This is a genomic window from Sphingobium sp. (assembly GCF_032153725.1).
In the GTDB taxonomy this organism is placed as follows: domain Bacteria; phylum Pseudomonadota; class Alphaproteobacteria; order Sphingomonadales; family Sphingomonadaceae; genus Sphingobium.
The window spans coordinates 39,598-65,414 of record NZ_JALDYQ010000013.1; the positions used below are offsets into that span (position 1 = coordinate 39,598).

Sequence of the window (25,817 nt, forward strand, 5' to 3'; positions counted from 1 at the left end):
TTGATCAGCCCTCCGTGGTGTTTCAGCGCAGCTGCCATCGCCCGTCCCCCGTCGCGGCGGCGATGCCGCGCCCGTCGAGGTCGATCAGATGGGCGAGCACGGAACGGCCCGCCGCGCTGTGCAGGCGCGGATCGACGCCCTTGTACATTTCCGTGACCATATGGGGGATTTCCGACGCGCCATGCCGTTCCAGGAAACGCAGGATCTGGCCTTCGCGCTGCTTGCGATGCCCCATCATGCCACGCACCAGCCGCCGGGGGCTTTCCACCGGTTCGCCATGAGCGGGATAATAAAGCACGTCATCCCGGTCGAGCAGCCGCTGCATCGAGGCCATATAGGCGGTCATGTCGCCATCGGGCGGCGAAACGACGCTGGTGGACCAGCCCATCACATGGTCGCCGGTGAACAAGGCCCCTTCCTCCCGCAGCGCGAAGCAGAGATGGTTGGAAGTGTGGCCGGGGGTCGCGACCGCTTCCAGGGTCCAGCCGGCGCCCGTCACCTGCTCGCCATCCTTCAGCACCCGGTCGGGGCGGTAGGCGGCATCGAAGGCGGCGTCGGCGCGAGGACCATCATCCTCCAGCGTCAGCGGCGCGCAGCCAATGATCGGGGCGCCGGTCCGCGCGCCAAGGGGCGCGGCGGCGGGACTGTGATCGCGATGGGTGTGGGTGCACAGGATCGCCTTCAGCGGGCGGCCGCCAATCGCCGCCAGCAGCGCGGCGAGATGGGCCGGATCGTCCGGGCCGGGATCGATGACGGCCAGCTCTTCCGTGCCGACCAGATAGGTCTGCGTGCCCGTATAGGTGAAGGGCGAGGGATTGGGCGCCAGCACGCGTCCCACCCGTCGGGAAAGCTGCATCAGCATGCCCGCAGGAAGATCGGACGGATCGAAAGGAGGTGCCATAACCACCCTCATGTGCCCATTTCAGCGTGGTTTTCAAGGGCGAAGCGCAGGGGATTCCGTTTATGGCGACCATGCCCTATCATCGGCCGGATGACGGGTAACGGCGATCTTTGCGAACAGTGGCGGCGGCATCTGGCGCTCGACCGGCGGCGCTCGATGCACACCGTGCGTGCCTATGTGGCGACGGCGGAACGGCTGATCGCCTTTCTGGAGGAGCATCGCGGCGAAGCCGTGACGGCCACGATGCTGGGGGGGCTGGAGCAGGCCGACCTGCGCGCCTTCCTGACGGCGCGGCGGATGGACGGCATCGGCAATGGCTCGGCGGCGCGGGAATTGTCGGCGGTGCGGGGTTTCCTGAAATTCGTCGGCGGCGAGGACGCGCGCGTGCCGCCGCTCAAGGGGCCAAGGGTCAAGCGCGGGCTGCCCCGGCCGGTTTCGCCCGACGAGGCGGTGGCGCTGGCCGAGGATATAGCCGAAACGGCACGGGAGGAATGGATCGGCGCGCGGGACTGGGCGGTGCTGCTGCTGCTCTACGGGGCCGGGCTGCGCATCGGGGAGGCGATGGGGCTGACCGGGGCGGTGCTGCCCTTTGGCGAAACGCTGCGGGTGACCGGAAAGCGCGGAAAGACCCGACAGGTGCCGCTGCTGCCACAGGTGCGGCAGGCGCTGGAGCGCTATGTCGCGCTATGCCCCTTTGCGGTGGAAAAGGATGCGCCGCTGTTCCGGGGCGCGCGGGGCGGGCCGCTCTCCCCTGCCCTGATCCGGCGCGCGGTGCAGGGCGCGCGGGGCAGGCTGGGGCTGTCGGACCGGACGACGCCGCATGCGCTGCGGCACAGCTTCGCCACGCATCTGCTGGGGCGCGGAGCGGACCTGCGATCGTTGCAGGAATTGCTGGGCCATGCCAGCCTGTCCTCGACCCAGATCTATACGCAGGTGGATGCGGCGCATCTGCTCGACGTCTACCGCAACGCGCATCCCCGCGCTTAGGGTGATCCATCCCTAGCCGCGCGGCTTCCACGTCGCGAGGCGCCAGAGATAGAAGCCCAGCGCGCCCATCACGCAGACGGTGGCGGCGGGGCCGACATATTTGTCGATATCCCGGAAATTCTGGCCGAGGATGAAGCCCGCATAGGCCAGGATGACGTTCCATACCAGCGCCCCGCCCGAGGTCCAGAGCAGGAAGCGGACATGCCCCATGCGGAACAGCCCGGCGGGCAGCGAGATCATCGTGCGGAAGGCGGGCAGGAAGCGGAAGACGAACACCACGATCTGCCCATATTTACCGAAAATATGGTCGAGCGCCTCGACATCCTTCCATTCCAGCGTCGCCCAGCGGCCATAGCGGTCGATGATCGGCTTCAACCGGCCGAAACCCAGCACATGGCCGATCAGATACCAGAAATAATTGCCGAGCGTGGTGCCGAGCGTCCCCGCGAGCAGCAGCCAGCCCATGTCCATCCGCCCCTGCCCGACGCGGATGCCGCCAATCCCCATGATGAGTTCGGAGGGGATGGGCGGGAAGACATTCTCGATCACCATCAGGGCGAAGATGCCCCAATAGCCGCCCGCATCGATCAGGCGCAGAACCCAGTCGGTCACGGCACGTCATGCAGGCGGAAGCGGGGATGGCAGAAGGATTTCAAGCCGCTGCCCGCGCGGCCAGGCGGGCGTCGATCGCGTCCCAGATCATGCCGCCGGTGTCGGTGCCGTTGAAGGCGTCGATCGAGACGATGCCGGTGGGCGAGGTCACGTTGATCTCCGTCAGCCATTCGCCGCCGATCACGTCGATGCCGACGAACAACAGGCCGCGGCGCTTCAGTTCCGGACCCATGGCGGCGCAGATTTCCAGTTCCCGCTCGGTCAGCTCCGTCTTGGCGGCGGAGCCCCCGACCGCGAGGTTGGAGCGGATTTCGCCCGCGCCGGGGATGCGGTTGATGGCGCCCGCGACTTCGCCGTCGATCAGGACGATGCGCTTGTCGCCCTGCGCGACGCCGGGGATGAAGGCCTGAACCATGAAAGGTTCGACCCAGGAGGATTTGAACAGTTCCACCAGCGCGGAGAGATTCGCGCCCGACTGCCCGACATGGAAGACGGCATTGCCGGCATTGCCGTAGAGCGGCTTCACCACCACTTCGCCATGCTCGGCGAGGAAGGACTTCACCTCATCCAGATCGCGGGTGATCATCGTCGGCGGCATGAAGCGCGCATAGTCGAGCACGAACAGCTTTTCCGGCGCGTTGCGGACGGAGGCGGGGTCATTCACCACCAAGGTTTCGGCCTGCACCCGCTCCAGCAAATGGGTGGCGGTGATGTAGCTCAAATCAAAGGGCGGGTCCTGGCGCATCAGCACCACGTCGACGTCGCGACCGAGGTCCAGCATTTCCGGCGCGCCGAAGACATAATGGTCGCCTTCGACCTTCTGCACCTTCACCGGGCGCGCCCTGGCCAGCACGCGGCCGTCGCGGTAGGTGAGATCGGTGGCGAGAAAATGATAGAGGCTGTGTCCCCTCGCCCGCGCCGCCAGCATGATGTGGAAGGTCGAATCACCGCCAATCTTGATCCCCTCCATCGGGTCCATCTGCACGGCGACGGTGAGCGGGTTGAGCTGGGTCATGGGCGCTTTCGATTCCTTCCAGTGCAGGCCAAAAACCGGAAGGCAGCCTTTACCCCCCGTGCCAGACATTGGCCAGATGGCGTGGCGGACGGCCCGGCGCAAGAAGCATCACGTCGATTCGCATGTCATCGCCCGGTTTTGCGAGATCGTAGAAGAGGATTTCCGCCGCCGCCGCGACGCGGGAGAGGCGGCGTGCGTCGATGGCGAGGTCAAGGTCAGCGGCGGTGGCGCGGGCCTTCACTTCCACGAAGGCCAGCATTTTACCGCGCCGGGCAACCAGATCGACCTCGCCCGCCGGGGTGCGCAGGCGGCGGCCGACGATCTGCCAGCCCTTGAGCCGCAGCCACCAGCCCGCGATGCGTTCCGCCTGCCGTCCGCGCTTTTCGGCGGCCTGTTTCTTCATCCCTTGAGTTCCATGGCGCGGGCGTAAAGGGCGCGGCGGTCGAGGCCGAGTTTTTTCGCGACCTCTCCTGCGGCCTTGGAGACAGGGAGGCGTTCCATGGCTTCGATCAGGGCCGCGTCGGCATCCTCGGCACTGGCGGGGGGCGCTTCCCCCGGAGGGCCGACGATGACGACGATCTCACCCCTGGGCGGAGCGTCGGCATAACGGGCAGACAGTTCCGTCAGCGTGCCGGTGGCGGTTTCCTCGAAAGCCTTGCTGATCTCGCGGGAGACGGCGGCTTCGCGGTCGCCCAGATGCCCGGCCATGGCGGCGAGGCTTTCGGAAAGGCGCGGGCCGCTTTCGTAGAAGACCAGCGTGGCGCGCAGGGCGGCGACTTCGGCAAGGGCGTCGCCGCGTGCCTTCTGCTTGGAGGGGAGGAAGCCCATGAACAGGAAGCGGTCGGTGGGCAGGCCCGACAAAGTCAGCGCGGCGATGGCGGCGCTGGGGCCGGGCAGCGTCGTGATCCTGCGCCCGGCGGCGCGGGCGTCGCGCACCAGCTTGTAGCCCGGATCGGAGATCAGCGGCGTTCCCGCATCCGACAGCAGCGCCACCGATTCGCTCGCCATCCGCTCGATCAGGCGGGCGCGCACCCCTTCGGCGCTATGGTCGTGATAGGGGACCATAGGCCGTTCCGACCCGGCATGGCGCAGCAAACGCGCGCTGACCCGTGTATCTTCCACGGCGACCACATCGGCCAGCCGCAGGACTTGCGCCGCGCGGGGGGTAAGGTCTGCAAGGTTGCCGATCGGCCCTGCAACGATGTAAAGCCCTGCCTCAAGCCTAGAAGTATCAGTTTCCATAAGGACGCCAGATGACAGAGACGGATGCCCCCCGGCAAGCGGACTTGTTCGCTTTGATAAAAGGGCTGGGGATGAAACGCGCCGGGCGGATTTTGTTCGCAGCCACCGCCCTGCTGGTTGCCGCCTGTCAGTCGATCGTGCCCAAGGGGCCGGGTCCGGCGCAGCCGACCGGTCCCGCGCAGACCGGACCGGAAGTCACCGAAGGCCTGCCGACCGACACGCAGCGCCACCGCGTCGCGCTGCTGGTGCCGATGAGCGGCCCCAATGCGGGCGTGGGCCAGTCGATCGCCAATGCGACCACGCTGGCGCTGCTGGATACCAAGGCCGACAAGGTGCGGATCACCACCTATGATACCGGCATCGGCGCGGCCGCGGCGGCGAACAAGGCGCTGGCGGACGGCAACAAGCTGATCCTGGGACCCTTGCTGGCGGAGGATGCGCGGATCGTGGGGCCGATCGCGGCGCGCGCAAGCGTGCCTGTCATCAGCTTTTCCAATGATGTGAGCGTGGCCGGCAATGGCGTCTACATCATGGGCTATAACCCCAACCAGTCGATCGAGCGCGTCGTGGCATTCGCCAGAGCCAAGGGACTGTCGCACTTCGCCGCGCTGGTGCCCAAGGGCACCTATGGCGAGCGGTCCGGCACCTCGCTGCTGCGCGCGGTGGAGGGCGCGGGCGGGACGGTCGTGTCGATGCAGACCTTCGACCGAACTGCGACGTCGATCACGGCGGCGGTCAGGAAATTGCAGGCCTCGTCCAGCTATGACGCCCTGCTGATCGCAGACAGCGGGCGCGTGGCGATGCAGGTCGCGCCGATCGTGCGGAAAAATGGCGGCGCTGCGGCGCGGCTGCTCGGCACGGAATTATGGAACACCGACAGCGCGATCGCATCCAGCCCGGTTCTGCGCGGCGCCTGGTTCGCCAGCGTGTCGGATGCCCTCTATCGCCAGCTCGCGACCAAATATCGGGCGCGTTACGGCAATGCGCCGTTCCGGCTGTCGGCGCTCGGCTATGATTCCGTGCTGCTGACCGTGCGGATCGCGCGCGACTGGAAGCCGGGCACGACCTTCCCGGCGGCGCGGCTGCGCGACGCGGGCGGCTTTGCCGGGATCGACGGGGCGTTCCGCTTTGGCCGCGACGGGATTGCCGAACGCGCGCTGGAGGTTTCGGAGATCGGGGCCGGGACGTTCGCGGTAGTGGCGCCGGCGCCTCGGGCCTTTGCGGAATAATCCTCCGTCATCCCCGCGGAGGCGGGAACGACGGTAGAGGGTTTCAGGGCTTGATTCGCCCCATCGGCAGGATCAGCGGCCAGTCGCGATCCGCGTCGATACAGGCGCTGATCCCATAAACGCTGGCGAGGCTCGCCTCCGTCAGCACCTTCAGCGGCGCGCCATCCGCCACCAGCGCGCCGCGATCCATCAGAACCAGCCGGTCGCAATAGCGCGCCGCCATGCCGAGATCGTGCAGCACGGTGACGACCAGCGATCCCGCCCGCGCTTCGGCTTTGAGCAGGTCCATCACATCGATCTGATGCCCCGGATCAAGCGCGGCCAGCGGCTCGTCCGCGATCAGTGCAGGGGCGCCAACCGCCAGAGCGCGGGCGAGCAGGACGCGGGCACGCTCCCCGCCGGAGAGTTCGGTCGCCACCCTGCCCTTCAGATGCAGCACATCGGCGCGGGTGAGCGCAGCATCGACCTGCGCCTCATCCCCTGCCGAGAGCCGCGAGAGCGGCCCCAGATGCGGCATCCGGCCCAACGCCACCAGCCGCTCGACCGCCAACGGCCAATGCAGGGTCTGGCCTTGCGGCAGATAGGCGATGCGCCTGGCGATCTCCCGCCGGCCCAGGTGGCTGATGTCGGCGCCGTCGAGCAGCACGGTGCCGCTTTCGCGTTTCACAAGGCCCAGCAGGGCGCGGATCAGCGTGGACTTGCCTGCGCCATTGGGGCCAATGATGCCGACGAGTTGGCCCGGCTCCAGATCAAGGTCGATGCCGTTCACCGCCGGATGGCGACCCAGGCGGACGGACAGCCCCTGCGCGCGGATCGTCACCATAGCCGCCGCTCCCGCATCAGATGGATCAGGAAGACGGGCACGCCGAGCAGGGCCGTCAGCACCCCCAGCTTGAGTTCGCTGCCGGTCGGGATCAGGCGCACGCCGATATCCGCCAGCGTCAGCAAAACCGCGCCGCCCAGCATCGAAGGCAAGAGGATCGCAGAGGGCGAGCGGTCGGTGAGCGGCCGCACCAGATGCGGCACGATCAGGCCGACGAAGCCGATCGCGCCCGACACCGCGACCGCTCCACCCACGCCAATGGCGACGCCGAGCATCAGGCGGAGGCGGGCTTTTCCGAGGTCGATGCCGAGCGCCTGCGCGCCATCCTCGCCCAGGGTCAGCGCGTCGAGCGTCCGGCCATCGGCCATCAGCAGCACCGCGCCGACCGCCACGCAGGGAAGCGCGATCCAGACATGACCATAGGCGCGGTTTTCCAGGCTTCCCATCAGCCAGCTCATGATCTCCATCGCCGCGAAGGGATTGGGCGAAAGATTGAGCGACAGGCTGATCCCCGCCCCCGCCAGCGTGGCGATGGCAATGCCGGCAAGGATCAGGGTGAGCGGGCTTTCCGCCGGCCCGGCCAGCAGGAACAGCGCGCCGATGCCGATCAGGCTGGTCAATATGGCCAGCGCCGGGAGGGCGAGCGGGTGCATTTGCGCAAGGCCGAAATAGAGCGCGCAGACCGCGCCAAGGGCCGCGGCATTGGAAGCGCCCAGCACGGAGGGTTCGGCCAGCGGATTGCGCAGATAGCCTTGCAGCGCCGCGCCCGACAGGCCGAGCATCGCGCCGACGATCAGGCCAAGCAGCATGCGGGGCAGGCGCAGGTCGATGAGGATGGCGCGCGCGACATCGTCGCCTCCGCCCGTCAGGACTGCAAGGATGCGCGCGGGGGAGAGCGGCACGGCGCCGAGAGTGACGGAACCGAAGGCGGCGAGCAGGATCGATGCGATCAGCACGGGGATCAGCATGGGGTGACGGCGAGCGCTCATGGCTTGCGTCCCTGCGCGCGCTTGCTAAGGCCGGTGCCATGCAAGGCAAGGCGATCCTGGCGATATTCTCTGTGCTGGCGCTGACCGGCGCTGCGCCCGTTCCGCCGAAGAAGATCGTTTCGCTCAACACCTGCGCCGATCAATATGTGCTGGCGCTGGCCGATCCGGGACAGATCGCGGCGCTCAGCCCCTATGGGCATGATCCGGAACTGTCGGCGGCAGTGGGCAAGGCGCGGGGCTTCAGGACGCTCAAGCGACCCGGCGAGGAAGTGCTGGCGATCCGGCCCGACCTGCTGCTCGGCTTTCCTTCCGGGGACAGCGTTGTGGGGGCGCCTCCGGGGCGATCCGGGACTTTGGGGCTGGCAAGCGCGGACGGCTATCCCATGATCCTGACGCAGATCCGGCAGGTGGCAGCGGCGGTGGGGCATCCCGAACGGGGCGAGGCGCTGATCGCGCGCATGAACCGGGATCTGGCCGCCCTGCCCCGGCCAAGGCGCGGCGGGGTCGCGGCCTATTATCAGCGGCGCGGCTATATGACCGGGACGGGCACGCTGGTCGATGATCTGATGAAGCGCGCGGGGCTCGTCAATCTGGCGGGGAAGCTGGGCAAGCCCGCCCTCTCGCAGCTTTCGCTGGAGGAGATGGTCGCCGCCCGGCCCGACTGGCTGATCGTCGAGAGCGGCAGCGAGAAGGTGGTCGATCAGGGGACGGAGATGCTGCACCATCCGATCCTGCGCGCGATTCCGCGCATCCGCGTGCCGCAGGCATGGACGGTGTGCGGCGGCCCCGCTTATGTCGAGGCCGCACGCAATATCGTGGCGCAGCTTGACGGCGCCGCGCGCAAAAGCGGGGCGCAGCTTGACGGCCGCGCGCGCAAAAGCGTGGCGCGGGTCACAGCCGCGCCACGCCGGTAAGCGTTGATCAGAAGCGGACACGCACGCCACCAAAGGCCGAGCGGCCATAGGTGCCATAGCCATAGACGGTGGCGTATCCCTCATCGGTGAGATTGTCGATGCGGCCGTAGATTTCGAGATTCTCCATGACGGGCAAGGATGCCCGCACCCCCAGCAGCGCATAGCCGTCGAGCCGCACCGTGTTGGTCGCGTCGTTGAAGCTGTCGCCCACCATGGTCAGCGTCGCGCCGGTCGACAGGCGGAAGGGCCAGACATAATCCGCCGACACGCTCACCGCATTGGCCGCGCGGCGCGGCAGGCGGGCGTCGGTATTGCGGTCGCGCGCGTCGACATAGCTATAGGCGGCGGTGACGGTCAGCGCGTCGACGGGCTTCAGCGTCAGCATCGCCTCCACCCCCTTGGCGCGGGTGCGGTCGAGATTGCCGTAAAGCGAGGTCGCATAGTCGAAATCGAGCTGGTTGCGGGTGTCGCGCAGGAAGGCCGTCAGCGAGAGCATCACCCGATTGCCGTCCAGATTCTGGTCGAAGCCGATATCATAGCTTTTCGAGGTTTCGGGCTTGAGCGCGCTGTTGCCGCTGAAGCTGTCGTAAAGCTGGTAGAGCGAGGGCGCTTTGAACCCCTCGCCATAGCTGGCGCGGAAATTGGTCGCGCCGCCATTGGGGGTGTAGTTGGCGTTGGCGCCGAAGGTCGTCGCCCCGCCGAACTGGCTGTGATCGTCATGGCGCACGCCGCCGGTGAGGGACAGGCCGGTGAATGGCTTCACCACGGCAAGGGCGTAGACGCTGTCGATATTCGCCTTGTGGCTTTCGACCGATCCGAAGCCGGCGAATTCATAGTTCGGCCGTTCATGCTCATAACCGAAGACCAGCTTCGCCTGATCGACCGGCTGATAGACGCCCTCATATTCGAAGCGCAGATTGGTGCCCGAATAGCCATAGGGGCCGAAATCGGACGTATAGTCGCGATCGTTGCGGAACCAGGTGACGGCCGCGCGGCTGGTCAGCCTGCCGTCGAACAAAGCGAGGTTCAGCCCCGCATAGCCGATATATTGGTCGAGCTTGCTGCTGTCCCCCGTGTCCATCGGCGCGCCGAAGAAGATGTCGGTAGCGAGATCGGCATGGATATAATAGCCGCGCAGGTCAAGGCTGAGCGCATCGGTGAAGGCAAGCTTCAGCTTGGCGTTGGTCGCGATATTCTTGTAGCCGTCCTTTTCCGTGCCATTGGCGGCGGCGGAAATGCCGTCGGTGTTCAGCCAGGCGACGCCCACCCCGCCCGACGCCATGCCCGCCGTGCCGGAAATATCGGCCTTGGCGTTCAGCGTATCGGCATAGCCATAATCGACCGAGGCGTTGCCGCCGAAACCTTCAGAGGGCGTGCCGGTCATGATGTTGACCACGCCGCCGATCGCCTGGCTGCCATAAACCACCGAGTTGGAGCCGCGCAGCACCTCGATCCGGCGGATATTGCCGGTCAGCAGGTTGCCGAAGTCATAGGCATCGCCGATGCCGCTCGGATCATTGACCTTGACCCCGTCGATCAGCACCAGCGTCTGGGTCGTTTCCGCGCCGCGCAGCGAGATGCCGGTGACGCCGCCGACCGCGTCGGCACGGTTGAAGCGAACCCCCGGCGTCGTGGCCAGCAGATCGGTGACGCTGACGCTCTGGCGGGCGCGGATGGTGTCGGCGTCGATGACGGTGACGGCCTGCCCGACTTCGTCGCGGGGCTGTTCGATGCCCAGCGCGGTGACGATGATCTCGTCATTCTCCTGCGCCAGAACCGGCGTGGCCGCGAGCAGAGCCGCGAGAGAGATGGTGGTTTTCAACATTATATCTGTTTCCCCGGGCGTCGCTGCGACTTGATGGCTCAGGGCGTCCGCTTTGCGCGGTCGGGACAGGGGGAAGTCGACGCCAGCGCCCTCCCCTGCACCGATGCGGCCCTGTGCCGCTGCGTCGCTCAGACGGAAAACACCGTGCCTCGGCCAACCCCTGGACCCAAGGCAAGAGCGACCATACGCCGGCAGGTCTCCTGGCTCGCGGGTCAATGCGGCGATGCACGCCTTCCCGGGCCTGTCGCCCAGTGGCGGGTCCGTAGACCCAGGTGCATCGCGCTCACCGCTTACAGTTGCAGGGACAGCTGCGGAATTGGACGGCTGCCCGTCCGCACCGCATTCCCGTTTTCAGCCCTTTCGGGCACCGGCGCGATCTTCTTTGCGCGCAAGGATTTGTCCCCGCCCGCGCCGCGCGCCATAAGGGAAAGGAGCAGCCATGCCAAGAGGAGCCGCCAAGGAACCCTATGTCCGACATTTTCGCCATTACCGCCGCCGATGTCGAAGAGGCCGCCCGGGTCATCGCCCCGGCGGCAGTGCGCACGCCGCTGCTGGAAAATGCCCTGTTGAACGAGCGTTGCGGACAGCGGGTGCTGGTGAAGTTCGAGGGCGCGCAGCATGGCGGGTCGTTCAAGTTCCGCGGAGCATACAACCGGCTGGCGCGCTTGAATGCGGATGAACGCAAGGCGGGGGTCGTGGCCTGGTCCTCAGGCAATCATGCGCAGGGCGTGGCCTTTGCCGCGCGGCTGCTGGGGATAGCGGCGACGATCGTGATGCCGGCCGATGCGCCCGCGATCAAGACGGCCAATACGCGGGCCCTGGGTGCCGACGTGGTGGCCTATGACCGCTTCACCGAAAACCGGGAGGAGATCGCGACAAGGCTGGCGACCGCGCGCGGAGCGGTGTTGGTGCCGTCCTTCGACGATCCGTTCATCATGGCGGGGCAAGGGACGATCGGGCTGGAGATATTGCAGCAGGCGGACGAGTTGGGCGCGCGGGTGGGACAGATCCTCGTCAATTGCGGCGGTGGCGGCATGGCGTCGGGAATCGCGACGGCGGTGAAGGCGCGGCGGCCTGATATGGCGATCTATGCGGTAGAGCCGGAAGGGTTTGACGATACGGCGCGGTCGCTGGCGAGCGGGGTGCGGGAGAGCGTTTCACCCGATGCACGGTCGATCTGCGATGCGCTGCTCTCGCCGTCGCCGGGGGTTTTGACCTTTCCGGTCAATCGGGCGCTGCTGGCGGGCGGATTGGTGGTAAGCGACGTGTCGGTGCGCGAGGCGATGCGCTTTGCCTTTTCGGCGTTGAAGCTGGTGGTGGAGCCGGGCGGCGCGGCGGCTTTGGCGGCAATGCTGGCAGGATTGGCTCCGGGGGCAGAGGGCGCGAGCGTGGTGGTGATCTCGGGGAGCAATGTCGATCCGGACGCCTATGCGCGGATCATTGCGGGAGGGGCATGATGCGGTTGCTGGGAGCGGTGCTGGCGGGGGGCAGGTCCAGCCGCTTCGGAAGCGACAAGGCATTGGCGATGCTCGATGGGCGGAGCCTGCTGGACCATGCGGCGGCGGCGCTGGGCCGCCATGTCGAGGCGATTGTGGTTTGCGGACGGCAGGTGGACGGGATGATCGGGCTGGCGGACCGGCCGGCGGCGGATATGGGGCCGCTGGGCGGGCTGAATGCGGCGCTGCATCATGCGGCGGCACAGGGTTTCGACGCGGTCCTGACGACCGGATGCGATGTGCCGGTCTATCCCGATGGGCTGGCGGAGGCGCTGGTGGGGGATGGCGCGGCGATCCTGAAGGGCCAGCAACTGGCGGGGTTCTGGCCAGTTGGATTGGCGAGCGAACTGGACGCGCATCTGGCCGAGGAGAATAACCGGTCGATCCATGGCTGGCTGGAGCGGATCGGCGCGCGGATCGTCGAACGGCCGGAATTTGTGTTGCCCAATATCAACCGGCCGGAGGATTTGGAGAGATTGAAAATATAGTGTCCCGTGCTCCTGCGACCCGAAGGGCGGCGTAAGGCAACGTAGGAGTCCAGTTCAGAGGCGGGACTGGACTCCTGCCTTCGCAGGAGCACGTGGCTTTGTAGTCAGGCCGTCAGCGCGACGCTTGCCGCCACTTCCGCCGGGACACAGGTGCCCGCCACCGCTTCACCGATCATCAGCAAGGTCGGGTCTTCGTCGCTGATCGTCCGCACCAGAAAGGCCAGCGCGGACAGCTTACCCCGGATCAGCCGTTCATTGGGCAATGACACGTTCACCGCCACCATCACCGGCGTTTCCGGGTCACGCCCGGCAGCGATCAGCGAGCGGCTGATCTCGCCCGCCGCCGCGCGCCCCATATAGATGCCAAGCGTGCCGCCGGGCCGCGCCAGCATTTCCCAGTCGAGCTTCAGCGGTTCGCCTGCCTTGAGATGCGCCGTCACCAGCGTCAGCCCCCGCGCCACGCCGCGCAGGGTGAGCGAGGCGCTGCCGCTTGCCGCCGCAGCGCTGGCCGTGGTGATACCGGGGCAGATGCGGAAGGAAATGCCGTCCGCCGCCAGATGCTCCATTTCCTCTGCCGAACGGCCGAAGACCGAGGGGTCGCCTCCCTTCAGGCGCACGACGCGCTTGCCCGCCTTCGCCGCCGCCAGCAGCAGGTCATTGATGCTTTCCTGCGCCTTGCTATGGCGGCCGGAGCGCTTGCCGACGCTGACCCGCTCCACGCCTTCCGGGATCAGGTCGAGTACGCCCGGTCCCACCAGCGCGTCGTAGAAGACGATCTCCGCCGCCCCGATCAGCTTTTCCGCCTTGCGGGTCAGCAGGTCCGGGTCGCCGGGACCTGCGCCGACCAGCCAGACCTGTCCGGGGGCGATAAGCTCATTCGGCTGCATGGAGCGTCTCCTGCGTGGCTTGGACAAGGATGTTGGCGAGCGCGGGACGGCAGGACCCGCAATTGGTTCCCGCGCCGATCGCCTTGCCGATGGCGGGCACGTCGACAAGGCTCTGTTCGCGGATCGCCGCCATGATCTGATAAAGGCCGATGTCGAAGCAGACACAGACGGTCGGCCCCTTGTCGGGCTGGTTGCCCGGGCCACGCGCGGCCAGAACGGAACCGCCCACCCCTTCGGCTTCCAGTTGCCGGATGAGCCAGTCGCGCGAGGGCAGCAGGCCGGTGCGGGTCACGAACAGCACGCCGCACAGCTTGCCTTCGTTGATGATCGCGATCCGGCGGGTGCCGCGCGTCTGGTCGATGGCCTCGACGCGGTCGCCCTTGGGCAGGCAGGCTTCGAGCCGCACCGGATCGCCATTGCCGGCGATTTCATAGAGTGCGCCGCCCGGCACGGTGATCCGGGTGGACCAGAGGCAGGGCAGTTTCGCAGGCTGATCACCGCGCAGGATCAGGAAGCCCTTCCACTCGGTCGCGACTTTCTCGATGCTGGCCGGGGTGGATTTGAAACCGGGCTGGCCCGAATGCGGGTCGACCAGCGGACGGGGCAGAAGGCCGGTGCGGCCGCCGCTCGACATCTGATCGGTCCAGTGGATGGGCGTGAAGATTTCGCCCAAACGCTGGCCTTCGCTGAAACCCACGCGGAAGATGCTGTTACCCTGCGCGGTCTGGACACGGGCGAGATCGCCGTCGGCCATGCCCAGCGCCTGCGCATCCTGCGGGTGGATTTCGACCAGCGGTTCCTCGCGATGGCGAGCGAGCCTGGGCGAGAGGCCAGTGCGGCTCATCGTGTGCCACTGGTCGCGGTAACGCCCGGTGTTGAGCGTCATTGGCCAATCCTTGAGCGGAGCCTGCACGTCCATCTGCCGGGTCAGGACCAGCCGCGCCTTGCCGTCGGGCGTGGTGAAACCCTTGGCGAACGGCGTGTCGCCACCCCAGCGGAACGGTTCCATCGCCTCATAAGCGTCATTGCCGATGGTGGCTTGGGCACGCAGGTTCAATGCCCGCGCGCCGTCATTCTGATAGGCAGTCAGACGCGCATGTTCGCGCCAGATATCGGCCGGCCGGTCATAGGCGAAGGCATTGCGCCAGCCCATGCGGCGGGCGACTTCCTTGACGATCCACCAGTCGGCCTTGGCTTCGCCTGGCAGGTCGAGGAAGGGCCGTTGACGGCTGATGGTGCGATCCGAGTTGGTGACGGTGCCGTCCTTCTCGCCCCAGCCGGCGGCGGGCAGGCGGACATCGGCATGGGTGGAGCTGTCGGTGTCGGCCATGATGTCCGACACGACGAGGAAGGGAACCGCCTCCAGCGCCTCGCGCACGCGGCCCGCATCGGGCAGCGAAACGGCGGGGTTGGTCGCCATGATCCAGAGCGCCTTGATCCGGCCTTCATTGATGGCGCGGAACAGGTCGACCGCCTTCAGGCCCGGCTTGGTCGCCATAGTGGGCGCGGCCCAGAAGCGGCCGACGCGCTCCACATTTTCGGGGGCGAAGTCCATGTGGGCGGCGAGCGTCGAGGCGAGGCCGCCGACTTCGCGACCGCCCATGGCATTGGGCTGGCCGGTGATGGAGAAGGGTGCCGCGCCCGGCTTGCCGATGCGGCCGGTGGCGAGGTGGACGTTGATGATCGCGTTGACCTGATCGGTGCCGCGGATCGACTGGTTGATGCCCTGGCTGAACAGGGTGACGGTGCGCGGGGTGGCGGCGAACAGCTTGTAGAATTGCTCCAGCAGAGCGGGCGCGATGTCGCAGGTCTTCGCGGTCGTCCAGAGGTCGTGGCCGGCGCGGATATGCTCCCAAAAGCCTTCGGGCGCGTTCACATGGTCCGCGACAAAGGCCGGATCGGTGATCCCCTCCGCATCGCACCATGCGAGCAGGCCGTTCATCAGCGCGACGTCAGTGCCCGGCTTCACGGGCAGATGCAGGTCCGCGCCTTCGCAGGTTTCGGTGCGGCGCGGGTCGATCACGACCAGCTTTGTGCCGCGCGCGGCGCGGGCCGCCTGGATGCGCTGATAGACGATCGGGTGACACCAGGCGGTGTTGGAGCCGACCAGCACGATCAGGTCCGCTTCCTCCAGATCGTCATAGGTGGCGGGCACCACATCCTCGCCGAAGGCGCGATTGTGGCCGGCGACGGCGCTCGACATGCAGAGGCGGCTGTTGGTGTCGATGTTCGCCGATCCGATGAAACCCTTCATCAGCTTGTTGGCGACATAATAATCTTCGGTCATGAGCTGGCCGGAGACGTAGAATGCCACGCTGTCGGGACCGTAATGGTCGATGGTGTCGCGAAATTTCTTCGCCACCAGGTCCAGCGCCTTGCCCCAGCTCACGCGGCGATCGCCGATCATCGGGTGCAGCAGGCGGCCGGTCAGACCCACCGTTTCACCCAGATGCGTGCCCTTGGAGCAGAGGCGCCCGCCATTGGCCGGATGCGCTTCATCGCCCTTGATCGTGACCGACCGGGGCCCGGTCGGCGTGGCCGAGATGCCGCAGCCGACGCCGCAATAGGCGCAGGTGGTGCGGATGGCCTGAGTCATGCCTTTACCTCTTGATCAAAAGGGAGAATTGGGTGGAGGTGCGTACCGCAAGGGATGGCCAGCACGCCGCCCCCACCCGGGTTCCCGCCGGCAAGAGCGGGAACCGGAAACTCACGCAGCCGCCTTCAGGGCCGCCGGACGGGCGATCAGGATGCGATCCCCTTCCTGACGGACCGCGATGGTCGGCGTGCAGCCTTCGTCATTGCCCTGCGCCTCGCCCGTTTTCAGGGCGATGTTCCAGTTGTGCAGCGGACAGGCGACGCTGTGGCCATGGACGATGCCCTGGCTCAGCGGGCCTTGCTTGTGCGGGCATTCGTTGACCAGCGCGAAGACCTGATCGTCGCCGGTGCGGAAGACGGCGATCTCCTTTTCGCCTGCGATCTGTACCGTGCGGGCGCCGCGCTGGGGAATGTCGGCCAGCGTTCCGATGTCGATCCAATCGGTCATGTCGTTCACTCCGCGGCGATGGCGATAGGTTCGAGGGGCTGGTGCAGTTCCGCGTCCGCTCCGGCTGCGCGCTGCGCCCAGGGGTCTTCCTGAGAGAAGCTCTGCGAATAGAGGAAGCGGCTGCGCAGATGTTCGCGGCCTGCCTCGTCTTCCACGATCCGCTGTTTGATATATTCCACGCCGACACGCTCGATCCAGGGCGCGGTGCGCTCCAGATAGCGCGCTTCCTCGCGGTAGAGCTGAATGAAGGCAGCGCAATAATCGAGCGCTTCCTGCTCGGTCGAAACCTTGCACAGCAGGTCGGTGGCGCGGACATGGATGCCGCCATTGCCGCCGACATGCAGTTCATAGCCCGAGTCCACGCAGACCACGCCAAAGTCCTTGATCGTCGCCTCCGCGCAGTTGCGGGGGCAGCCGGAGGCCGCGATCTTGAACTTGTGGGGCATCCACGATCCCCAGGTCATCCGCTCGATCTTGACGCCAAGACCGGTCGAATCCTGCGTGCCGAAACGGCACCATTCGGAACCCACGCAGGTCTTCACCGTGCGCAGCGACTTGCCATAGGCATGGCCGGACACCATGCCAGCGGCATTGAGGTCGGCCCAGACGGCGGGCAGGTCTTCCTTCTTGATGCCGAAAATGTCGAGACGCTGGCCGCCGGTGACCTTCACCATCGGTGCATCATATTTTTCGACCACATCGGCGATCGCGCGCAACTCACGCGGGTTGGTGAGGCCACCCCACATGCGCGGCACGACCGAATAGGTGCCGTCCTTCTGGATGTTGGCGTGCATGCGCTCATTGACGAAGCGGCTCTGCTGGTCGTCCTGATATTCGCCGGGCAGCGCGCAAAGCAGATAGTAATTCAGCGCCGGGCGACAGGACGAGCAACCGTCCGGCGTCGACCAGTGGAGCAACTGCATCACTTCGGGGATCGAACGCATATTCTGCGCCACGATCTCACGGCGGACATCGTCATGGGTGAAGCTGGTGCATTTGCACATGGTCTTCGGCCCGGACTGGACGTCGTCGCCCAGTACCACCGCCAGCAGATTTTCGACGAGGCCGGTGCAGCTGCCGCAGCTCGCCGACGCCTTGCAGGTGGCGCGCACCGCATCAAGGCTGCAATTGCCCGCTGCGATGCAGGACACGACCTGGCCCTTGCTGACGCCGTTGCAGCCGCAGATCTCGGCATCGTCCGAGAGCGCCGCAACGGCCGCCTTAGGGTCCAGAGCGCCTCCTCCGGAGGCGAAGGCCTGTCCGAAGATCAGCAGGTCGCGGATGTCCGCAACATCTTCTTCCCGCTTCAGCAGGTCGAAATACCAGCCGCCGTCGACGGTGTCGCCATAGAGGACGGCGCCGACGATCCTGTCGTCCTTGACGACGACGCGCTTGTAGACGCCGCGCGAGGCGTCGCGCAGGACGATATCCTCGCAGCCTTCGCCGCCCGAGAAGTCACCGGCGGAGAACACGTCCAGACCGGCGACCTTGAGCTTGGTCGAGGTGACCGAACCCTTATAGCCCGTGTGCTGATCGGTGAGGCCGTCCGCAAGGCTGCGGCACATGTCCCACAGCGGCGCGACGAGGCCGTAGACATTGCCGTCATGCTCGACGCATTCACCGACTGCGAGAACATCGGGATCGCTGGTGACCATATGGTCGTCGACCTTGATGCCGCGATTGACTTCCAGGCCGGCTTCGCGGGCCAGAGCGGTCGACGGGCGGATGCCCACGGCCATGACGACCAGGCTCGCCGGGATTTCGGTTCCGTCCTTCAGGCGGACGCCCTCGACCTTGCCGTCGCCGTAGATGGCTTCGGTATTGGCGCCGGTCAGGATGGTCTGGCCCCGGCCTTCCAGCGCGCTCTTGAGCAGCCAGCCCGCCGCTTCGTCGAGCTGACGCTCCATCAGCGTGTCCATCAGGTGGATGACCGTCACCTTCATGCCGCGCAGGGTCAGGCCATGCGCCGCTTCCAGCCCCAGCAGGCCGCCACCGATCACCACCGCGGCGCCGCCCTTATCGGCGGCTTCCAGCATGGTGTCGACATCCTTCATGTCGCGGAAGCTGATGACGCCGGGCAGATCCTTCCCCGGAACCGGGATGATGAAGGGGTCTGACCCGGTGGCGATCAACAGCTTGTCATAGCCGACGGTGCGACCCGATTGGCTCGTGACGGTCTTTGCGGTGCGGTCTATGGCCGTCACCGGATCACCCGCGATCAGCTCGATATTATTCTCGCTATACCATTCACGGCTGTTGATGATGATGTCATCGAAGCTCTTTTCGCCAGCCAGAACCGGCGAGAGCATGATGCGGTTATAGTTCACATAAGGCTCTGCGCCGAAGATGGTGATGCGATAGCGTCGCCCACCTTGACCTGGCTTGTCCCGCGCCAGCAGTTCCTCGACCGCGCGGCAACCGGCCATGCCGTTGCCCACGACCACCAGATGTTCCTGGACATCCTCGGACGGCACGAAGATTTCCTCTTCGTTGGCCGTTTCCGGTCCGTTGTTCTGAAAATCCATCCCTTGACTCCAGAATAAAAAAAAGCCGCCATCCGGACCCTCGGTTCAGAACCGAAAGTCAGGATGGCGGCTTTGCCATCATTTGCGCCTTGCCGATCCGTCTGTGGACCAGCGCAGCTATGGAAGAAGGACAACCTCGTCCTTTGCATTGCAGCATATGCTTTTGACGATTCGGGTCAAGCGATTCCTCGCAGAACGATGTATTTTTGTTCCGGTCCCGCCGCGGCCTATCGCAAACGCGAAAAGGGCGGCGGCCTTTCGCGGGCCGCCGCCTCCCCCTTCTGTCAGCCGTCCAGATCAGATGCGGGCAGCGCTGGTCCAGGTCGCGCGCCAGCGGGCACGAACCAGCAAAATGCCGAGGAAAGCCACCAGCGCGAGCCCCGCGAAGATCAGGAAACCGGGGGCGAAGCTGCCGGTGAACTGCTTGGCAATACCCAGCGAGGACGCCAGGTAGAAACCGCCAATGCCGCCCGCCATGCCGACCAGGCCGGTCATGACGCCGATCTCTTCCTGGAAGCGCTGGGGCACCAGCTGGAACACCGAGCCATTGCCCACGCCCAGCGCCAGCATCGCGGCGACAAAGAAGCCGAGAGCCGAGAACAAGGTCGGCGCATAGGCAACCCCGGACAGAGCCAGAGCTGCCATGATATAGACCATCATCAACGCCTTCACGCCGCCGATCCTGTCAGCCAGCGCGCCGCCCATCGGACGGATCAGCGACCCTGCGAACACGCAGCCCGCGGTGCAATAACCCGCGACCACCGGGGTCAGGCCAAACTGGTCGGTGAAGTAGATCGGCAGCGACGCGGCCAGACCCACGAACCCGCCGAAGGTCACCGAGTAGAAGCCCATCAGCCACCAGGCGTCAGCGCTCCTGAGCGGCCGGAAATAGTCGACCAGCTTCTTGGGCGCGGGCGCATTGGGCGAATTCTTCGCCATGATCATATAGACGATGAAGACGATGGTCAGCGGAATGCACGCCAGGCCGAGCACCGAGTTCCAGCCAAAAGCCTTGGCCAGCATCGGCGCGAACAGCGAAGCCAGCACCGTGCCCGAATTGCCCATGCCGGCGAGGCCCATGGCCTTGCCCTGATGCTCAGGCGGATACCAGCGGCTGGCGAGCGGCAGCGCGATCGCGAAGCTTGCCCCCGCAAAGCCCAGGATCACGCCCAGCGCCAGCGTGCCGCCGAAGCTGTCAACGCCCATGAACCAGGCCGTGAACAAGCCGATGATGACGATCACCTGGCTGATCGCGCCCGCCTGCTTGCAGCCGATGCGGTCGACCAGCAGGCCGTTCACCACGCGCAGCAGGGCGCCCGCCAGCGTCGGAACCGCTACCATCAGGCCCTTTTCGGCGGGCGTCAGACCCAGCGTCTTGGAGATGGAGGGCGCCAGCGGCCCCAGCAGCACCCACACCATGAAGGCGAGGTCGAAATAGAGGAAAGCGGCGATCAGGGTCGGCGTATGCCCGGCCTTCCAGAAACTGGTCTGGCCGGCCTCCCCTTCGCCCTCCGGGCGATCCCAATAAGCAGTTGCCATGTTGACGTCCCTCAAACTCTTATGAACTGGACACGAAAAAAGCCGCCTCCGGACCTCGTTTCCACGAAATCCGGCCAGCGGCTTTGCTGCAAAATTCTGTTGAGGAGAGCGTGTCCCCATCCTTGGGCACGCTCATCCGATAAACGCACTTCGTCGCGCGACTCTTATCTTATCTCGTGATTCGCTTCATGTTGCAAGGCACAATTTTGGGGCGGCATCGGGAAGATCAAAAGCTCGCGAGGAAATCCTCGATCCGCTCAGGATCGAATATGCGTCCGTCGAAAAAGCGATCGGGGCCCAGCGTCAGCTCCCCCCGCTTCGATCCCACCGCCAGCGGGGATGCCACGGCGCCTTCCACCTTCATGCTCGCGCCAGGCATCGGCACATTGCTGTCGGCCAGCGCCCGGCGGAAGATATCCGGACGAAAGACCGCGGCCGCCTTCGCCGCATTGTCCGAACGATGCTCCACCATCTTCCAGCGGACCATCTGCGAATAGAGCCAGAGCGCCTGGCTACGCCACGGAAAGGGCGTAGCCTCGCGGGAAAAGAGCATGAAATCCGGCATGTGCAGCGGCGCCATGTCGACCCGCGCGACAATGCCGCCCGACAGCGCGCGCAGGATCAGCTCGGCCGGCTGGTCGACATATTGAGGTTGCGAGAGCAGATGCGCCAGCGCCTCATGATGCTCCGGCTCGTCACACCAGGCCGCCGCCCGGACCAGCGCGCGGAGCAAGCCGTCCACGAGCTGGGGATTCTCCTCCAGCCAGGGAGTGCGGAAGGCCAGCACCTTTTCCACCCCGCGTCGCCAGATGCGTTCGCCGATCGCTACAGCTTCGGCAATGCCCGCGTCCACCGCCGCGCTGCCCCAGGGTTCGCCCGCGATGAAGCCGTCAATCTCGCCCAGGCGCATCGCCTCCACCGTCAGCGAGGGGGGCACCACGCGCAGCACCACGTCGCGATCCGGGTCCACTCCTGCGCTGGCGAGCCAGTAGCGCAGCATGATCGCGTGGCTGGAGAAGCGATGGACGACGCCGATCACCGGCTTGCGCCGCCACAAACCGATCGCCGCCGCGAAATCATGCGCGGTGCCCAGCGGATCATCGAGCCGGGCGGCGACATCGGGGTCCAGCGCCTGCGCGAAATCGCTGGCCATCACCAGCATATTGCCGTTGACGTTAAGCTTGTAGGGCGCGGAAAGCGGCGCGGCCTGCTGGCTCAGGCCCAAGGTCACCGCCACCGCGAGCGGCGCCAGCATGTGCGCCGCCTGCACCTGCCCGAACACCAGCCGGTCGCGCAGCGTCGCCCAACTGACCGTGCGGACCAGGTCGAGGGAGAGTCCCTCTTCCTCGGCAAAGCCCTTTTCCCGTGCCACCGCCAGCACGGCGGCATCGGTCAGCGGCAGGAATGCAATGCGCAGCGCTGTCGTCACAGGGCCCCTCCCAACAGGTCGCTGGCGGTGATGAGGGCCTGAGCGACATCCACGATCTTCTTCCCCTGATTCATCGCGCTCGACCGCAGCAGCGCATAGGCGTCGGGTTCCGACAGACCCCGCTGGCTCATCAGGATGGATTTGGCGCGGTCGATGATCTTGCGGTCGGACAGCGCCGTGCGCGCCTCGTCCAGTTCGGTCTGGATTTTCGCAAAGGCGTTGAAGCGCCGCACCGCCAGTTCCAGCACCGGCTTGACCCGTTCCTTGCGCAGCCCGTCGACCACATAAGCGGACACGCCGGCATCGATCGCCGCGCCGATCATCGAATCGTCGGACTGGTCGACGAACATCGCGATCGGCCGGGCAAGCGCGCGGCTGACCGACAGCATCTCCTCCAGCGTGTCGCGGCTGGGGCTGCCCAAATCCATCAGCACGACGTCGGGCGCCATGCGTTCCAGCCGCGCGACGAAGCCGCCACGCGGGGGAACGATATGAATATCGTCATAGCCCGCCTCCCGCAGTCCTTCTTCAAGAACCGTCGCGCGCAAGCCGCTGTCGTCGATGATGACGATTCGCATGGGACCCCAAGCCTTTTTGCCACTCAGTGGCCGCTATGCTGCGTCGCGTCAATCGCGCCATTGCTTATGGCGCTCGCCTGTCATAGCATGGCCGCTCCATTTTCGCAGGATCGCCGTCATGAACAACCCTCTGATCGCAAGGCCCATTTGCTCTGCTTTCAGGGAATTTTCCGTTCATGCCTGCCATTTTATTTTCGCGCCTCAGCTGGTCCGCGCCTGACGGCGCCCCGATTCTTCCCAGCCTCGATTTTCGTTTCGCCACCGAACGAATCGGCCTTGTCGGACGCAATGGCGTCGGCAAATCGACCCTGCTAGCGCTGATCGGGGGGAAGCTGACGCCCACCAGCGGCAGCCTCCATGTGGCGGGCAGCGTGGCGACGCTGCGGCAGACGGTCCAGGTCGCCCCGGATGAGCGCATCGCCGACCTGTTCGGCGCCCGTGAAGCGCTGGCGTTGCTCGCCAGGGCCGAACGCGGCGAAGCCGATATGGACGAGCTGGAACAGTGCGACTGGACGCTGCCCAGCCGGATCGAGGAGGCATTGGCTGAAGTCGGGCTGGCGGCTGATCCCGGCACGCCGTTGCTGGCGCTGTCGGGCGGCCAGCGCAGCCGCGCAGCGCTGGCGGGGGTGGTCTTTGCCCGGCCCGATTTCCTGTTGCTGGACGAGCCGACCAACAATCTGGACGCGCAGGGGCGCACCGCCCTGCTGGACCTGCTCGCCGGATGGAAAGCCGGCGCGATCGTCGTCAGCCATGACCGCGCGCTGCTGGAGGAGATGGACGCAATCGCGGAGCTGACGAGCCTGGGAATCAGCCGTCATGGCGGCAACTGGTCGGCCTGGCAGGAGCGCAAGGCCATCGAACTGGCCGCCGCGCAGCAGGATCTGGAGCAGGCCGAACGCCGCATGAAGGATGTCGCCCGCCGCGCGCAGGTCGCCGCCGAACGCAAGCAGCGGCGCGACGGCGCCGGCGCGCGCAAGGGGGCGCGGGGCGACATGCCGCGCATCCTGGCAGGCATGCGCAAGGATCGCGCGGAAGGATCGGGCGGCGAGGCGGCACGGCTTGCCGAACGGTTGCGGCGCGAGGCGGAAGATGCCGCGCGGACGGCGCGCAACCGGATCGAAATGGTCGAGAGCCTGTCCGTCACCCTGCCGTCGACCGGGGTGCGGCCGGATCAGCCTATCGTCCGGCTGGATCAGGTGACGGCAGGCCACGATCCCGAACGGCCGGTACTGCGCGGGCTGAACCTGCGCATCAACGGGCCGGAACGGATCGCCGTCACCGGCCCCAATGGCGCGGGCAAATCGACGCTGCTGCATGTGATCGCGGGGCTATTGCCGCCATTTGCCGGCGCCGTCGACCGGCCTGCCGCCTGCGCCCTGCTGGACCAGCGTGCCAGCCTGCTCGATCCCGCGGCCAGCATCGCTGACAATTTCGCCCGGATGCATCCGCAGGCCACGGACAATGCCGTGCGAGCAGCGCTGGCCCGCTTCCGTTTCCGGGCCGATCTGGCCTTGCAAAAGGTCGGGACGCTGAGCGGCGGACAACTGCTGCGCGCCGGTCTGGCCTGCGTGCTGGGCGGGCAAGGCCTGCCGCCGTTGCTGATGCTGGACGAGCCGACCAATCATCTCGACATCGATTCGATTGCTGCGATCGAACAGGGGCTGGCGGGGTTTGACGGCGCGCTCCTGATCGTCAGCCATGACGCCGCTTTTCTGGCGGCGGTCGGCGTCACCCGCCGGATCGAACTCGGATGAGCGGCCCGGTCAATGCGCCGCCGACCGGTCCACCGTCCCGGTTGGCCGCGGGGCAAGCCAAACCATCGCCGCCGCCAGGAACAGCGCCATCGCGGCGATATGGAAGACGTGGTTCATGGACACCGCCACCGATTGCGCATCGACCAGATTGCTCACCATCTGCCGCGCCTGCTCCTGCGTGAAGCCGTGGCTCGTCAGGTCGGCCATCGCCCCATCGGGTTTCAGCGCGCTCACCAGTTCGTTGCGCGACACACGCTGCCCGTCGCCCCAACCCGTCAGCACGATCGACGTGGAAATGGCGATGGCCAGGGTGCGAAGGAAATTCTGCATGCCTGCGGCCGACGCCGTTTCCTCCGGCCGGACTGATCCCAGTGTCAGCGTCGTCAACGGGATCATGAAAAAGGGCATGCCAAAGCCCTGGATCATCTGCGGCATCGCAACCGTCCAGAAATCCGCATCGGTCGTCCATTGCGCCCGCCACAACGTCATCAGGCCAATCCATGCGACGCCCGCCGAAATCATGATGCGCACATCGACCCTGTCCACCAGCCGTCCCACGACGGGCGCCATGAACATGGCCGTCATCGCCGTGAATGCCGTCGCCAGACCCGACCAGGCGGCGGTATAGCCCATGGACATCTGTAGCCATTGCGGGATGATGATGATGCCCGCGAAATAGGCCCCGTAACAGAGCGCCAGCGTGAACACGCCGGAGGTGAAGCCGACATGGCGGAACACGCGCAGGTCGACGATGGGATGTTCCTCCGTCAGTTCCCAGATCAGGAAAATGCAGAAACCGATCGCCGCCAACACCGTCAGAATGACGATCAGCGGATCGCCGAACCAGTCGCGGTCGCGGCCGATGTCCAGCATCACCTGAAGGCAGCCGATCCAGAAGACCAGCAGGGAGAGGCCGATATAGTCGATGGGCAGCTTCACCCGCTCCGTCTCCACCGGGCGCAGCAGCACCACGGCGGAAAAGACGCACAGGGCCGCGATCGGCAGGTTGATGAAGAAGATCCAGTGCCAGCTCCAACTGTCACTGATATAGCCACCGACAATGGGGCCGAAGGCCGGTCCGAGCAGGGTCGTCATCGCCCACAGCCCCATGATGCGCCCGCGCCGTTCGGGCGGATAGATGCGCATCAGCAGCGTCTGCGACATCGGCATCAGCGGCCCGCCGCACAGGCCCTGGCCAATGCGGCAGGCGACGATCATGCCCAGCGTCATGGACAGGCCGCAAAGCAGCGAGAACAGACCGAAGCCGACCATGCCCAGGATGAACAGCCGCACCGCGCCGAAACGCTGCGCCAGCCAGCCGGTCAGCGGCACGCAGATCGCCTCCGCCACGGCGTAGCTGGTGATGATCCAGGTCCCCTGATCGGCGGAAATGCCCAGATTGCCGGCGATATGCGGCACCGACACATTGGCGATGGTGAGGTCGAGCACCACCATGAAATTGCTGAGCGCCAGCGTCAGCCCCGCCAGCAGGCGATGCCGCGGCGACAGGCGCGAGAAGGATTCCGCCGGACGGCTCATGA

22 protein-coding genes and 1 riboswitch are annotated in these 25,817 nt (G+C 66.3%); of the genes, 6 read left to right on the top strand and 16 right to left on the bottom strand.

The annotated features are described in order from the left end of the window. Positions 1–22: 22 nt before the first annotated feature. A complete protein-coding gene (locus RUH75_RS06560) occupies positions 23–901 on the bottom strand; it encodes an MBL fold metallo-hydrolase (RefSeq protein ID WP_313803368.1) in 879 nt (292 codons plus the stop codon). A 90-nt stretch (positions 902–991) separates the two neighbouring features. Here RUH75_RS06560 and RUH75_RS06565 point away from each other — a divergent pair, with 90 nt between their 5' ends. Further along, positions 992–1,888, top strand: a complete 897-nt coding sequence (locus RUH75_RS06565; RefSeq protein WP_313803370.1) for a tyrosine recombinase XerC — start codon at positions 992–994, stop codon at positions 1,886–1,888. Positions 1,889–1,900: 12 nt separating this feature from the next. On the opposite strand, the gene RUH75_RS06570 is transcribed toward RUH75_RS06565, so the two are convergent. The 4 genes from RUH75_RS06570 to rsmI are packed head-to-tail and all read right to left on the bottom strand — an operon-like array spanning position 1,901 to position 4,757. Further along, positions 1,901–2,500: a DedA family protein gene (locus tag RUH75_RS06570; RefSeq protein ID WP_313803372.1), complete on the bottom strand. Its 600-nt coding sequence runs from the start codon at positions 2,498–2,500 to the stop codon at positions 1,901–1,903. Between the two features lie 40 nt (positions 2,501–2,540). Beyond that, positions 2,541–3,515 (bottom strand): glutathione synthase, encoded by a 975-nt coding sequence (gene gshB / locus RUH75_RS06575; protein ID WP_313803374.1) that lies wholly within the window; start codon positions 3,513–3,515, stop codon positions 2,541–2,543. 49 nt (positions 3,516–3,564) lie between these two features. Continuing rightward, positions 3,565–3,918 carry a YraN family protein gene (locus RUH75_RS06580; RefSeq protein WP_313803376.1) on the bottom strand — a complete coding sequence of 118 codons (354 nt, stop codon included), beginning with the start codon at positions 3,916–3,918 and terminating at the stop codon, positions 3,565–3,567. Then, a complete protein-coding gene (rsmI, locus tag RUH75_RS06585; RefSeq protein WP_313803378.1) occupies positions 3,915–4,757 on the bottom strand; it encodes a 16S rRNA (cytidine(1402)-2'-O)-methyltransferase in 843 nt (280 codons plus the stop codon). The genes RUH75_RS06580 and rsmI overlap by 4 nt, the downstream gene beginning before the upstream one ends. A 71-nt stretch (positions 4,758–4,828) precedes the next feature. On the opposite strand from rsmI, the gene RUH75_RS06590 reads away from it, so the two are divergent. Beyond that, entirely contained in the window at positions 4,829–5,986 is a 1,158-nt protein-coding gene (locus RUH75_RS06590) for a penicillin-binding protein activator (RefSeq protein WP_313803380.1), read from the top strand. A gap of 43 nt (positions 5,987–6,029) precedes the next feature. On the opposite strand, the gene RUH75_RS06595 is transcribed toward RUH75_RS06590, so the two are convergent. Next, positions 6,030–6,809: an ABC transporter ATP-binding protein gene (locus RUH75_RS06595; RefSeq protein ID WP_313803382.1), complete on the bottom strand. Its 780-nt coding sequence runs from the start codon at positions 6,807–6,809 to the stop codon at positions 6,030–6,032. Continuing rightward, the gene (locus RUH75_RS06600) at positions 6,803–7,798 is read right to left on the bottom strand and encodes an iron ABC transporter permease (protein ID WP_313803384.1); all 996 of its coding nucleotides are present in this window, start codon (positions 7,796–7,798) and stop codon (positions 6,803–6,805) included. The genes RUH75_RS06595 and RUH75_RS06600 overlap by 7 nt, the downstream gene beginning before the upstream one ends. A gap of 38 nt (positions 7,799–7,836) precedes the next feature. Here RUH75_RS06600 and RUH75_RS06605 point away from each other — a divergent pair, with 38 nt between their 5' ends. After that, the gene (locus tag RUH75_RS06605; protein ID WP_313803386.1) at positions 7,837–8,712 is read left to right on the top strand and encodes an ABC transporter substrate-binding protein; all 876 of its coding nucleotides are present in this window, start codon (positions 7,837–7,839) and stop codon (positions 8,710–8,712) included. Positions 8,713–8,719: 7 nt separating this feature from the next. Here the strand turns inward: RUH75_RS06605 and RUH75_RS06610 are convergent, their stop codons facing one another. Further along, the gene (locus RUH75_RS06610) at positions 8,720–10,537 is read right to left on the bottom strand and encodes a TonB-dependent receptor domain-containing protein (protein WP_313803388.1); all 1,818 of its coding nucleotides are present in this window, start codon (positions 10,535–10,537) and stop codon (positions 8,720–8,722) included. Positions 10,538–10,709: 172 nt separating this feature from the next. Then, positions 10,710–10,924, bottom strand: a riboswitch (cobalamin riboswitch). A gap of 80 nt (positions 10,925–11,004) precedes the next feature. On the opposite strand from RUH75_RS06610, the gene RUH75_RS06615 reads away from it, so the two are divergent. Both RUH75_RS06615 and RUH75_RS06620 read left to right on the top strand, forming a co-directional pair. Next, positions 11,005–11,994 (top strand): threonine/serine dehydratase, encoded by a 990-nt coding sequence (locus RUH75_RS06615; protein WP_313803390.1) that lies wholly within the window; start codon positions 11,005–11,007, stop codon positions 11,992–11,994. Continuing rightward, a complete protein-coding gene (locus RUH75_RS06620) occupies positions 11,994–12,521 on the top strand; it encodes a molybdenum cofactor guanylyltransferase (RefSeq protein ID WP_313803392.1) in 528 nt (175 codons plus the stop codon). Before RUH75_RS06615 ends, RUH75_RS06620 begins: the two co-directional genes overlap by 1 nt. A 104-nt stretch (positions 12,522–12,625) precedes the next feature. Here the strand turns inward: RUH75_RS06620 and cobA are convergent, their stop codons facing one another. The 7 genes from cobA to RUH75_RS06655 all read right to left on the bottom strand — a co-directional run bounded on the left by cobA (position 12,626) and on the right by RUH75_RS06655 (position 22,522). Continuing rightward, positions 12,626–13,408: a uroporphyrinogen-III C-methyltransferase gene (gene cobA, locus RUH75_RS06625; protein WP_313803394.1), complete on the bottom strand. Its 783-nt coding sequence runs from the start codon at positions 13,406–13,408 to the stop codon at positions 12,626–12,628. Next, positions 13,395–16,004: a molybdopterin-dependent oxidoreductase gene (locus RUH75_RS06630; RefSeq protein ID WP_313803396.1), complete on the bottom strand. Its 2,610-nt coding sequence runs from the start codon at positions 16,002–16,004 to the stop codon at positions 13,395–13,397. Before RUH75_RS06630 ends, cobA begins: the two co-directional genes overlap by 14 nt. A gap of 111 nt (positions 16,005–16,115) precedes the next feature. Then, positions 16,116–16,451, bottom strand: coding sequence for a nitrite reductase small subunit NirD (gene nirD, locus RUH75_RS06635; protein WP_313803398.1), 336 nt, complete (start codon positions 16,449–16,451; stop codon positions 16,116–16,118). Positions 16,452–16,456: 5 nt separating this feature from the next. Beyond that, on the bottom strand, positions 16,457–18,976 hold the full coding sequence (gene nirB, locus RUH75_RS06640; protein ID WP_313803400.1) for a nitrite reductase large subunit NirB: 2,520 nt from the start codon (positions 18,974–18,976) through the stop codon (positions 16,457–16,459). A 297-nt stretch (positions 18,977–19,273) separates the two neighbouring features. Beyond that, on the bottom strand, positions 19,274–20,515 hold the full coding sequence (locus tag RUH75_RS06645) for a nitrate/nitrite transporter (RefSeq protein WP_313803402.1): 1,242 nt from the start codon (positions 20,513–20,515) through the stop codon (positions 19,274–19,276). 226 nt (positions 20,516–20,741) lie between these two features. Further along, the gene (locus tag RUH75_RS06650) at positions 20,742–21,944 is read right to left on the bottom strand and encodes a CmpA/NrtA family ABC transporter substrate-binding protein (protein WP_313803404.1); all 1,203 of its coding nucleotides are present in this window, start codon (positions 21,942–21,944) and stop codon (positions 20,742–20,744) included. Continuing rightward, complete coding sequence (locus RUH75_RS06655; RefSeq protein WP_313803406.1) at positions 21,941–22,522, bottom strand: ANTAR domain-containing response regulator; 582 nt, start codon at positions 22,520–22,522, stop codon at positions 21,941–21,943. The genes RUH75_RS06650 and RUH75_RS06655 overlap by 4 nt, the downstream gene beginning before the upstream one ends. 176 nt (positions 22,523–22,698) lie before the next feature. Between RUH75_RS06655 and RUH75_RS06660 the strand changes: the two genes are divergently transcribed. Further along, positions 22,699–24,276, top strand: a complete 1,578-nt coding sequence (locus RUH75_RS06660; RefSeq protein ID WP_313803408.1) for an ABC-F family ATP-binding cassette domain-containing protein — start codon at positions 22,699–22,701, stop codon at positions 24,274–24,276. A 9-nt stretch (positions 24,277–24,285) separates the two neighbouring features. Here RUH75_RS06660 and RUH75_RS06665 read toward each other — a convergent pair whose 3' ends face one another. Continuing rightward, positions 24,286–25,815 (bottom strand): DHA2 family efflux MFS transporter permease subunit, encoded by a 1,530-nt coding sequence (locus RUH75_RS06665; protein WP_313803410.1) that lies wholly within the window; start codon positions 25,813–25,815, stop codon positions 24,286–24,288. Between the last annotated feature and the right edge of the window lie 2 nt (positions 25,816–25,817).